Annotated in this window: 14 protein-coding genes and 1 pseudogene; 3 read left to right on the top strand and 12 right to left on the bottom strand. The window is 55.1% G+C overall.

Annotation, left to right across the window (positions count from 1 at the left end; genetic code table 11):
* Positions 1 to 340: 340 nt before the first annotated feature.
* The 11 genes from C6A40_RS23980 to parM form a co-directional block, all read right to left on the bottom strand.
* Positions 341 to 538 (bottom strand): hypothetical protein, encoded by a 198-nt coding sequence (locus C6A40_RS23980; protein WP_023345621.1) that lies wholly within the window; start codon positions 536 to 538, stop codon positions 341 to 343.
* A 50-nt stretch (positions 539 to 588) separates the two neighbouring features.
* Positions 589 to 999, bottom strand: coding sequence for a DUF1380 family protein (locus C6A40_RS23975; protein ID WP_114191449.1), 411 nt, complete (start codon positions 997 to 999; stop codon positions 589 to 591).
* 42 nt (positions 1000 to 1041) lie between these two features.
* Positions 1042 to 1470, bottom strand: coding sequence for an antirestriction protein (locus C6A40_RS23970; protein ID WP_008502215.1), 429 nt, complete (start codon positions 1468 to 1470; stop codon positions 1042 to 1044).
* Positions 1471 to 1826: 356 nt separating this feature from the next.
* A complete protein-coding gene (locus C6A40_RS23965; protein ID WP_008502214.1) occupies positions 1827 to 2249 on the bottom strand; it encodes a DUF1380 family protein in 423 nt (140 codons plus the stop codon).
* 54 nt (positions 2250 to 2303) lie between these two features.
* Complete coding sequence (locus tag C6A40_RS23960) at positions 2304 to 2525, bottom strand: hypothetical protein (protein ID WP_013087144.1); 222 nt, start codon at positions 2523 to 2525, stop codon at positions 2304 to 2306.
* Positions 2522 to 3214, bottom strand: a complete 693-nt coding sequence (locus C6A40_RS23955; RefSeq protein ID WP_013087143.1) for a DNA methylase — start codon at positions 3212 to 3214, stop codon at positions 2522 to 2524. Before C6A40_RS23955 ends, C6A40_RS23960 begins: the two co-directional genes overlap by 4 nt.
* Before the next feature lie 522 nt (positions 3215 to 3736).
* Positions 3737 to 4204 carry a hypothetical protein gene (locus C6A40_RS23950; protein WP_114191448.1) on the bottom strand — a complete coding sequence of 156 codons (468 nt, stop codon included), beginning with the start codon at positions 4202 to 4204 and terminating at the stop codon, positions 3737 to 3739.
* A gap of 447 nt (positions 4205 to 4651) precedes the next feature.
* Positions 4652 to 5032 carry a hypothetical protein gene (locus C6A40_RS23945; RefSeq protein ID WP_048209976.1) on the bottom strand — a complete coding sequence of 127 codons (381 nt, stop codon included), beginning with the start codon at positions 5030 to 5032 and terminating at the stop codon, positions 4652 to 4654.
* A gap of 144 nt (positions 5033 to 5176) precedes the next feature.
* Entirely contained in the window at positions 5177 to 5440 is a 264-nt protein-coding gene (locus C6A40_RS23940; protein WP_048209975.1) for a hypothetical protein, read from the bottom strand.
* 3 nt (positions 5441 to 5443) lie between these two features.
* Positions 5444 to 6106 carry a plasmid partitioning/stability family protein gene (locus C6A40_RS23935; protein WP_048209974.1) on the bottom strand — a complete coding sequence of 221 codons (663 nt, stop codon included), beginning with the start codon at positions 6104 to 6106 and terminating at the stop codon, positions 5444 to 5446.
* A 2-nt stretch (positions 6107 to 6108) separates the two neighbouring features.
* Entirely contained in the window at positions 6109 to 7080 is a 972-nt protein-coding gene (parM, locus tag C6A40_RS23930; RefSeq protein WP_114191447.1) for a plasmid segregation protein ParM domain-containing protein, read from the bottom strand.
* 232 nt (positions 7081 to 7312) lie between these two features.
* Between parM and umuD the strand changes: the two genes are divergently transcribed.
* The 3 genes from umuD (at position 7313) to repE (ending at position 10214) form a co-directional block, all read left to right on the top strand.
* Entirely contained in the window at positions 7313 to 7744 is a 432-nt protein-coding gene (gene umuD, locus C6A40_RS23925) for a translesion error-prone DNA polymerase V autoproteolytic subunit (RefSeq protein ID WP_048209973.1), read from the top strand.
* Positions 7744 to 9015, top strand: a complete 1272-nt coding sequence (locus tag C6A40_RS23920) for a Y-family DNA polymerase (protein WP_048209972.1) — start codon at positions 7744 to 7746, stop codon at positions 9013 to 9015. The genes umuD and C6A40_RS23920 overlap by 1 nt, the downstream gene beginning before the upstream one ends.
* Before the next feature lie 443 nt (positions 9016 to 9458).
* Positions 9459 to 10214 carry a replication initiation protein RepE gene (gene repE / locus C6A40_RS23915; RefSeq protein ID WP_008502210.1) on the top strand — a complete coding sequence of 252 codons (756 nt, stop codon included), beginning with the start codon at positions 9459 to 9461 and terminating at the stop codon, positions 10212 to 10214.
* Between the two features lie 299 nt (positions 10215 to 10513).
* Here the strand turns inward: repE and C6A40_RS25365 are convergent.
* Positions 10514 to 10879, bottom strand: a pseudogene (locus C6A40_RS25365) (hypothetical protein); the annotation flags it as partial.
* Positions 10880 to 10972 lie beyond the last annotated feature (93 nt).

The raw sequence follows: 10972 nt of genomic DNA, 5'->3' as shown, positions 1-10972 counted from the left end.
GGGTGCGCAGCGGCCGCCCTGGCGGAGTGGGGCTCGACGACCGGACAGCAGCGCTGGCCGGGAGCCGAAGGGGGCCAGAAGTGGGATTCAGGTGTTTTCAGAGAATTTGCTGATCGGGTTTCAGAGCCGCCACGCCACGCCACGCCACGCCACGCCACGCCACGCAGGACCGTATCCGTGACAATTTGCCCTCACAGTGCCTTTCATCTGCATCTCTCCGGGCTTACATCTGGGCGGTAGGGGGCAGCGCCGCAGGCGCTGGTCTTGCCGTCCGTCAGCCCGAAGGGATGACAGGGTTTTCGCGCGCGAACAGGCGGCGCCTATGCCCCGCCCGGATTATTTACTTTCCATCCCCCTGACCGCCCTGGAGAATGAAGTGGCCGCAAAGATAGACGGCGCACTGGCGGGTAGCCGATTCGCAGATCTCATCCAGCACTTTCGCTGTGGTTACGGGGCTGAGTCCTGATTCGCGACGTCGCTCGTTGATGAGCGTTTTATACTGGCGCAGGATGCTGCGGGTTTCCGGTGACAGTTGCATGGTGTTCTCCTTTTGTTCTGTTTCCGGAGGCAATGCCTCCGGCTTTTCTGTCAGGCCTCGAGCGCCTCGCGCAGGCGCATCATGACGTCGTTTTCTTCTTTCAGGGTTTCTTCAGCTGATCCGCCGCCATCCTCCGCGCATACTGCGATACGTTGCATCTCCCGTCCTGCAAGCTGCATGACTAAGGCCAGCGATTTCGCGGGAATAGTCACGGTTCGCTTCTCGCGTCGCTCATCGAGCATGGTTTCGACTATCGCCCGTATCTGGCCGATATCCGCGCCACTTTGAAGGCAGGAACTTAGTCGACGCAGGACTTCATCCAGTTCCTCATCGGTTAAATCCCAGTCAAGGCAGACGCAACGGATATCATTTCGGTTCCAGCTGGCGAAAACGTACTTCTCGCCATCGAGGTCGGAACAACGCAGCATTTCAAGGGCAATTTCTCTTGCTGTACCAATCATGTTTTTCTCCTTTTATCGGGCGGCATCGCCGCCCGTGGTCAGTCAGTCAAGGGCACGCCAGATGGTGGCGCTTTCCGGATGGGTGTCAGCAAATGCCATAAGCTGCTCATAGCGACGGCAGAAGTGGCGGCACAGTTCTTCATGGTCATGGTTGCTGTGGTGCCAGCTCCGGTGATTCAGTACCAGCGCCGTGAGAATGATCCCCGCCACTTCCCCGCTGACAGTCTGCTCAAACCAGTTGTCCGGATTGCACAGGGTCAGGCTCTCCACGTCAGGCGCCATATATCCGCCACCTTCCGGCAGCCGGTAAAACTGCCAGAATCCCCCCTGATACTCAGGGCAGTAACGCTGGGCATAGGCGTACACGGATGCCTCGGACGTCATAAAATCGCCGCCAAACAAATCAGGCAGGAAAGTCAGGCGCTGCGCACCCTCAAGACGAACAGCATCACAGGTCACGGTCTGGTTCATAGATCCTCCACGGTTAACATATTCTCGGTTCCGGCATCGCCGTGACGACACGACAGACCGGCGAAAAGCGGAGGACACAGGGGCGACGCCGCAAGCCGCAGCGCAAAGCCTTCACGGGCTGAATGCACCGTGAAGGGTGCGAACGGGTGAGGACGGAGGCGTAAGCGAACCCTTGTGGCCGATGCGGCCGGGCTACAGTGAAGTCACGGCGCATGCCGTCACCGCACGGAGCTTCAGAGGAGTTTCATTGTCCCGACGTGGCCCGGAGGGCAGCGGCGGATAAAAGCGGAAGGCACTGACATCCTTTTCGCAGTGGATGGCCACCGGTTGCCGGAGCGTTACCCCGGCTCTCTCCCTTACGCGGCCAGCGTCTCCTGTAATGCGTGAACGTCCTTCAGCTCATTCCTGACGGATTCAGGCTCCTGCCGCCCGGCTTCCCAGGCCATACCGATCCGGTTTTCCAGCTCGCATTCATAGTTACGCAGGACGCGGGACAGGAGTACCGCCGGAACACTCACCTGACGGTTTGCCACTTCCCGCTGACGGGCCAGGAGATCGCTGACAGTCAGATTATTTACCCCCTCCTGGCGGTATTGCGTCATTTTCATTTCGCCGATCGCCTTCATCAGATTCCGGATTTCAGTCCCGTCCGGTTCTGGCTGGGCTTCACGGCAGGCCACGCTAATCCCCTCTTCCGTCCAGACCAGCAGGACCAGGGGTTCGTCAGACGTGAACATGTTTTCAAGCTGTACACAAAGTTCTTCGCGGGTTCCGTACATCGTTTTTCTCTCTTGTAAGGTGTTACAGGCCGGGCATCAGCCCGGCAGGGTCAGTCAGTCCTGAAAGGTTTCGTCCAGCACCAGGGCTTCGCGGTAGGCTTCAAGAAGCAGGGTGTTGATCCGGCGCAGAGTCTGCGCAGCCATACGTTCGGTAAGCGTTGCCGCGTCGTGCCGGTGCTGCGATTCGAGGCGGTTCAGCAGCATCCGCACGTCACACATGGCATTGCTGAGCGCGGCCACGTCCGCGCGCAGGTGTTCAAGGCCCGGGTAGTTCATGCCGCCTCCGGCCAGTCAGGGTAAAACGCGCCGTCATTGGCCGCCGGCATCCTTCTTGCCCGTTCAACCTGTGCCAGACGTCGAACGCCGGCGGCGTGGTACTGCTCAAGCATCTCAATCCCGATATAGCGGCGGCTGGCTTCGGCGGCTGCCACGCAGGTGGAGCCGCTGCCGGCGAACGGATCAAGGACAATAGCCCCCGGACGCGTGAGCGATTCAATCAGCGGCCGCAGGCTCTGCACCGGCTTCTCCGTCGGGTGATGTCGGTTGCCCGTGTATTTCCAGGGGATCACGTCCGGGATGGGACGGTCCGGGGTTTGCGGCCTTCCCTTTGCCAGCAGGTAGGCACTCTCATGGGTGTAACCCACGAACGTCGATTTTGAGGCGTAGCTCTTGGCAAAGACGATATGGCCAACCACCCGGAAACCGGCCGTTTTCCACGCATTCAGAAACAGATCCGCGCGGTTCCAGGCATAGAAACTCACCATCAGGCTGTCATTTTTCAGCACGCGGTACATTTCATGACAGGCGGGCTGGAGCCATTCGGCAGAGTTGTCCCCGGCCAGGGTGCGGCCGGTACGGTCCTTATAGCCAACCAGGTACGGTGGATCGGTAAGAATAAAATCGACGGCACGCGCCGGAAAACGGGACATCACCTGCACGCAGTCACCCAGAATAAAACGGGACATAGACACACTCCTCTCTGATATGCGGCACCCTGTTGCGCCGTGCCGCCACAAAAACCCGGCGAAAAGCGGAGGGCGCAGGGGCGACGCCGCAAGCCGCAGCGCAAGCCTTTCACGGGCTGAATGCACCGTGAAAGGTGCGAACGGGTGAGGACGGAGACAACGTGAACCCTTGCGACCACAGCGGCCGGGTTAGCGTGAAGGCACGGCGTAGAATACGCCGCCGGCTGGCGGCAATAAGGCGGAGGGAACCGACATCCTTCGGTACCGGTTCTGGTAGCTGATGAGTCCGTGAGTGTATGGCAGAATGCACACTGATAATGGATTCGCGCCATTATCTGACATGTGTGCCTTTGATTTCAGGACGTCCCCAACCGGAGACGTCTTTTTTTTGAGTCGGATATATGGCAGGTGAAAGTGCGAAGTGATTATGTGATTATCAGTGCCGAAAACATCTTAAGGGTTTTCACCTGTAACGAATTGCATGGCTTCAGGACACCCCCTCCCCGGATGGTGTCCTTTTTTTCAGCGCCCCTTCACGTGGTCGATAGCGAACTGCAGCGTGTCCCAGTTAAAACCGATGCCTGCATCGTGGCTGTGGTCGCAGATACGCATGGCTTCTGCAATTTCTTCCTCCGACAGACTGTCATCAAGCGACAGAAAATCATCTTCCAGCCAGAACGTCCCCATACACAGTGCATCCGGTGGGTACTGCTTCAGCCTGGCGATGAGCCCTGCCACCGTCACATCATCACGACATGCAGGACGCGACGGCAGGACGCGATCGGCGATGTCGTTCCAGCACCAGTCATCGCACTCCGGTACGGGTTCCAGCAGGGTCTGTAATTCCACGCCCGGCAGCAGGGAGAGCTGCTCCAGAACCTCCCCCAGAGAAAGTCGCTCTCCGCTGGCATCTTCACTCCCCAGGTAATGGTGATTGATATAGACGGCAAACTCGCCGTTATCGGGTTCAATACAGGTCAGTCTGAACATGGTTGTGTCCTCAGCATCCGGCACCCTCTTGCGCCGTGCCGCCACAAAAACACGGCGTAAAGCGGAGGACGCCAGGGCGACGCCGAAGCCGCAGCGCAAGCCCTTCACGGGCTGAATGCACCGTGCAGGGCGCGAACGGGTGAGGACGGAGACAACGTGAACCCTTGCGACCGCAGCGGCCGGGTTAGCGTGAAGGCACGGCGGGTAATTTCTTACGGGAGATATAAAGCGAAGGGAAAATTTCACATTAAATAAAAATGTGATTTACATCACAAAACAATACATTATAATCGCCGAAAAATTAAGCGATTAGTTTTGACGGCAGGGATGAGATGTCACCCTGCCGTTTTTTTTGTCCTGAAGAGGACAATGCAGGACAGAGGGTTACAGGATTGAGAGAATGCCAGCCGAACATTGGAATCTGGAAGTGGGCAGCTGGCACGAAACTTATTTAGCTGTTTTGCAGGCTGAGACTAACGATGATCGGAGTACGCGAAACTCAATTACGTCGTTACGCTCGAGAAGCTTGAGAGCGTCTGACGAACAGGCCATTGCAGCCTTCAGTGCCAGTGAAATGGCGAGGCTGCGGTAGCGGTTTTGCAGCATGATGGGAGCATCAGCAGGCACTGCGTCAGACACCTGTAGATACGCTTTCCATGCATCTGGCTGTGCCAAAGCATCACGTTCCACGGCTTCGAGCTGGTCTTCACGTTCCTTTTGCTTTTTCGTGGCCATCTGGTCAAGAACCGCCACTGTGGCTGCGGCATTCACAGCACCAGGCATTGCCAGTGTGAGCGCCACAAACAAAATTGCAGTATTACACTTCATTTGTCTTCCTCATTGTGTTCATCTCCCTTATGTCCTGACAGTTCAACAGCTCGCTGGCCTCCGCCAGCGTCAGCCCCGTTCTCTTAACCTTTTGCATCAGTCCCTCCCGGGCTGTCTGGTTACCATTCTGAATGATGTTCCTGCTCAGGATCGGTTCTTCGGCTTTTTATCGTCAAACGCCAGGAGAACACCGAGGCCGATCAGCGAGGCGTAGCAGACCTGCATCGCAATTGTCACCGGCAGGGAGATATTATCAACCAGAACACCGGGAACCACGACGGCCACGCCTGCCAGTATCATTCCCCTGCCGGTCTTTTTTACCCGCTCCGGCCACTGAGATTCAGGCACGTTCCGGGCGCGCAGAAAGTTATGAATGCACTGCTCTGCTTTTTGTTTAATCACTGGCATGCTCTAGTCTCCGAATGCCCGGCGCATATTTTTCTTTATCCTGGTCGCTTCAGCGGATACCGGTGCGGCAGGCTCCGCTGGTTTCTCCGGCACTGCAGCCATACTCACGTCAGCCGTACCAGCCATCTGCTGAACCAGAACCTGCAGCTCGCTGACCGTGCCGGGCGGTACCGGCATACTGGCCAGCAGACGCGGCAGCTCCGGTGCGGTCGTATGCAGGGCCAGACCGGTGATAATCAGGTTTCTCAGCAGCTCTCCGCGCAGGCGGGATGACACGCCCGTCAGCACACGCTCAACCCGTTCACTGCTCCGGTCATCCTGAAGCGTCAGGGTGTAACGCCGGCGCTGGTATTCCGTCTCCGGTGACATGGCCAGAGCCGCCACGCCACCATCAGGCTCATCAGGAAGTCCTGAGAGTGAAGACCAGGTGCCGGATACCAGCGCCATCACGGCACAAAGCCGGATGGCGCTCAGATACCCGTCAAAGAACACCGGGATCAGCGCCGGTAAACGTGCATCCGTCTGGTACATCACCGCCCCGGCGGTGACGGCGGTCCGGATGAAGTCACCACGCAGGGGCTGTGAGATGGTGCTGATGGTCGCCATCGCCGCGATGTCGGTGCGATCGTCGCTGTGCAGATAGAAAGAATACTGGCCGTCCGGCACGTTTAGTCCTCTTTATTGTAAAGGGCAATCTCTCTGGCCAGCGCCAGCTGCGGATCGCCGATAACCTCGATACGGTCAGGAGCCAGAGGCCAGGCCTGACGGATAGCCTCTTCAATGAGGGATGCCCCTCCCCCGACCAGGAATACCCGGTTAACGTTCCTGAAGGCCGTCAGCTCACTGGTGACGCGCGCGCCCAGGGAAGTGATTGCCTCTGTAATTTTGTTCAGAACATCGTCAATTTTTCCGGCATCGTTGATCACTCGCTGCAGATACTGACGATCATTGCGGTTGCGGATGACCGTGTCAGCAATAAGCGCGCTGGTTTCGCTGTCTGCAGCCCGCAGCGCGCCTGCAGCTGCGCGGGTGACCTGTGACACGCCGACAGACGGATTGCCGAGTACCGCACTGATATCATCAAACTGTCCGACAATCACGCCGGCATCGAGCGTGGTTCCGCCGAGATCGATAATCAGTGTGGTCTCAGCGGGTCCGGGCTTCAGCTCGGCGAGACGGGAGAACGCCGCCGGCAGTGATTCCGGCATTACCTTCACGTCCGTTACGGTAAATGCCCTGCCCTTATTCAGAACCAGCTCACGCATCAGGTTTTCCCGTTTGCGTCGGATGTTCTCCTCGTTCCGCTGGCAGTCCCCGTCATAATACTCGCTCAGGGGCAGCGTCACGGTCAGGCTCACCGGCTGCGGCTCAAGTCCGCTGTTCAGCAGGGCATGATGCACGGCCAGCAGGTTGAGATCACCGTACTGGTATTCCACGTTTGTCGTCGGGATGGCATCCCGGCTGACGCTGTCCCAGGTGTATTTCAGCGTGCCCACCTGATAGTTGAACGTTGCGGCACTGAATTCCGCCACTTTCCAGCCATGCCGGAAGGAGTTAGCTGAAACCCGGGTCTGCAGCTCGTTTCCTTCAAACCATGCCAGCTTAACATTAGTTGAACCATCATCGCAGTAAATATTCATCATTATGCTCCGTTAATTAAACTCAATTTGATACATATTATAAGAGCAAAATGGCAAAACAAAAGCCTTATTTTCTCATTGTGAGTAATTTAAAAATCTCACAATGAGGATAAATAGCATTTTGAGTAACTTAGGTTACTCACCCTGTTCATGAAGCAGGTGATCTGGATTATCCTCGCGCTGTTAAATATACTGTATGCATAACCAGTATATTTAGACGTCAGGAGGAAAGATGAAACTGCAGTTTTTCAGCACCGGGAAAGCACTCCCGCCACAGGCCCATCCGTTGTTTGCAGACCTGGCCAGCTGCGGTTTTCCCAGCCCTGCCGCTGACTATGTCGAGTCCGACCTGGATCTCCATGATTACTGCATACGGCACCCGAGCGCGACTTACTATCTCCGTGCCAGCGGTGACAGCATGTCCGACGGCAGCCTTTACAATGGCGATCTGCTGGTTGTGGACAGTGCAGAGAAGCCCCGGCACGGCGATATTGTTGTGGCCAGCGTGCAGGGGGAGTTTACGGTTAAACGGCTTCTGCTGACGCCACGACTGACGCTGCAGCCAATGAACGCCGCCTGGTCGCCGATTTATCCCGACCCGGACGATCTGGATATCTTTGGCGTCGTCACGCACATCATCCACCGCCCGAGGGAGATGTACTGATGTTTGCCCTGGCCGATGTGAACAGCTTTTATGCCAGCTGCGAACGCGTTTTCCGCCCGGATTTGAAAGGAAAGCCGATCGTCGTCCTGAGCAACAACGACGGAAATGTGATCGCACGCAGCGCCGAGGCGAAGCCCTGGATCAAAATGGGCACCCCGTGGTTCCAGATAAAGAACGAGCTTTACCCGGAACAAATATACTGTTTTTCAAGCAATTATGAGCTTTACGCCTCGATGTCGGCGCGCGTGATGAACTGCCTGGAGGAGTTGGCCCCCAGGGTGGAACAGTATTCGATCGACGAGATGTTCCTTGACCTGACAGGCGTGGAGCACTGCATGGATCTTGAGGATTTCGGCCGGCAGCTGCGCCAGCACGTGTATGACTGTACCCGTCTGACCATCGGTGTGGGCGCCGGACCAACGAAAACGCTGGCGAAATCAGCCCAGTGGGCCTCAAAGGAGTGGAAACAGTTTCGCGGCGTGCTCGCCCTGACCCGGGGGAATCCTCAGCGAACGCGGAAACTGCTTTCACTGCAGCCGGTCGAAGAGATCTGGGGCGTGGGAAACCGCATTGCACGCAAGCTCAATGTACTGGGCATCAGGACCGCTCTCGATCTTGCCCTGACGAACCCGGCCTTTATCCGCAAAAATTTCTCCGTGGTCCTTGAGCGAACGGTCCGGGAGCTGAACGGGGAAAGCTGTATGTCACTTGAGGAAGCCCCGCCAGTGAAACAGCAGATTGTCTGCAGCCGCAGTTTTGGAGAGAAAATCACGGAGTACGATTCGCTCCGCCAGGCTGTCTGTCAGTACGCAGAGCGGGCCTCAGAAAAGCTGCGTAAAGAACACCAGTATTGCCGGCATATTTCCGTTTTCATCAAAACGTCTCCGTTCGCCGTTAAAGAGCCTTACTATGGCAACGTGGCCACGGAGAAACTGCTTACCCCCACCCAGGACACCCGGGACATTATTGCGGCCGCCACAACGGCTCTGGAGCGTATCTGGAAGGATGGCCACCGGTATGCCAAAGCCGGTGTGATGCTGAATGACTTCACCGGCTCCGGCGTTTCGCAGCTGCAGCTGTTCGACGAACGTCCGCCACGTCCTCACAGCGCTGAGCTGATGAAGGTTCTTGATGGCATTAATCATTCCGGACTGGGACAGATCTGGTTTGCAGGACGAGGGATTGCGCCTGCATGGCAGATGAAACGCGATATGCTCTCCCCTGCGTATACCACACGCTGGAAAGATATCCCCATAGCGAGGATCGGTTAAATTTCGCTTTTCAGAGAGAGCCAGTAGTGCTCGCCGCAGCCGAACGACAGGGCGAAGCCCGCGAGTGAGCGAGGAAGCACCAGGGAACTGCACGGATAAATTCTGCTTACGCTCGGAGTCTAATGGTTAGCTCCTTCAGGTTTATCCACTTATCCACGGACATATTTTTATAAGATCTTTTTAATATGTTGTTAGGTTTACCTTTTTAGAACGTCTCTCAGCCCTTTATTCATGCGGGTTTGAGAAGGATCTTTGTGACAATTTGCCCTTTCAGTGTGACAAATCACCCTCAAAACCCCGGTTTATCTGTGACAGATTGCCCTTTACCCTGTGACAAATTGCCCTCAAAAGCTGCAGTATTTCACAAAGTTATCCCTACCTGTTGACTCTTTTTCATTTAGTGTGACAATCTTAAAATCTGTCACACTTTACACGGATCTGTCATGACGGAAGTTGCGGTTATCAACCATAAAAAACGTAAGAATAGCCCGCGTATTGTTCAGTCAAACGAACTTACTGAGGCGGCATACAGTCTGTCCCGCGATCAAAAGCGTATGCTATATCTCTTTGTGGACCAGATCAGAAAATCTGACGGTACGCTGCAGGAGCATGATGGGATCTGTGAAATTCAGGTCGCCAAATATGCGGAAACCTTCGGGTTGACCTCCGCCGAGGCAAGCAAAGATATCCGTCAGGCTCTCAAGGGATTCGCGGGTAAAGAAGTGGTCTTTTATCGGCCTGAAGAGGATGCCGGGGAAGAAAAAGGTTATGAGTCCTTTCCCTGGTTCATCAAACGTGCCCATAGTCCCTCCAGAGGGCTCTACAGCGTTCATATTAACCCGTACCTCATTCCTTTCTTTATTGGCCTTCAGAACCGTTTCACACAGTTCCGACTAAGTGAAACGAAAGAGATCACCAATCCCTATGCCATGCGCCTGTACGAGTCATTATGCCAGTACCGTAAGCCGGATGGCTCTGGCGTGGTATCCCTGAAAATAGACTGGATCATGGAGCGCTATCAGCTTCCGCAAAGTTATCAGCGTATGCCGGACTTTCGCCGTAGGTTCCTGCAGGCGAGTGTCGATGAGATTAACAGCAGAACGCCAATGCGCCTGTCTTATATAGAGAAAAAGAAAGGACGCCAGACGACTCATATAGTCTTTTCTTTCAGCGACATAATGTCGATTACACCTGAGTGAGTTTTGAGGGTGATTTGTCACAATTAGCAGGGTGGTTTGTCACACTAGAGTTAAAGCTCTCAGGGTGATTTGTCACAGAATAGTTTGTCTTCCTTTGCCCTGACTGGTTTTCTGGAACTACATGGTTCCGATTTTGTGCTTTAAATACACTTAATGAGGGCAATTTGTCACATTTAGTTCAGTGCAGCTTGTCACATATCCCCTCAGCCCTGAGTGTCGTTTGTCACACTTAAGTGCGTCCTTTCCACTTCTGGCTGAGGGTGCATTGTCACTATTTGAATTCAAAACCGCTGCCTGAACTAATTGTGCATTTTCCCTGCACTAAAAATGTGTTTGAGCAGGAAGCTGTTAAATGTCCTGTCTGAAGGTTCTGGCCAACCCGGAGGATCAGTTAAGAGCACACCTTCCTGCTCCATCCAGCTATGTGTTTGCAGTTTACGCTCGACATACTCCTCGGATTCAGAGCCCATTGTTTCGATGATCAAAGTGGTAACGATGTTTTCTTTGCTCGGAACTACATTCAGTATGAAGTCAGGATGAATGACCTCCTCCACCCCATTTTTAGTGCTTTTAGACGTGAAAAGTGGCTTGCTGAGGCTGATAGCATCCGGATGATTTTCCTGACGGCCAGCATAGCTGCTGGCGTTTAGGCACTGTTGCAAAGTTAGCGATGAGGCAGCCTTTTGTCTTATTCAAAGGCCTTACATTTCAAAAACTCTGCTTACCAGGCGCATTTCGCCCAGGGGATCACCATAATA

This window comes from Enterobacter sp. GER_MD16_1505_Eko_090, from assembly GCF_003331015.1.
Classification (GTDB): domain Bacteria; phylum Pseudomonadota; class Gammaproteobacteria; order Enterobacterales; family Enterobacteriaceae; genus Enterobacter; species Enterobacter roggenkampii.
Note: the sequence above shows the minus strand (reverse complement) of the source record. Positions and strands in the feature narration are given on the sequence as shown.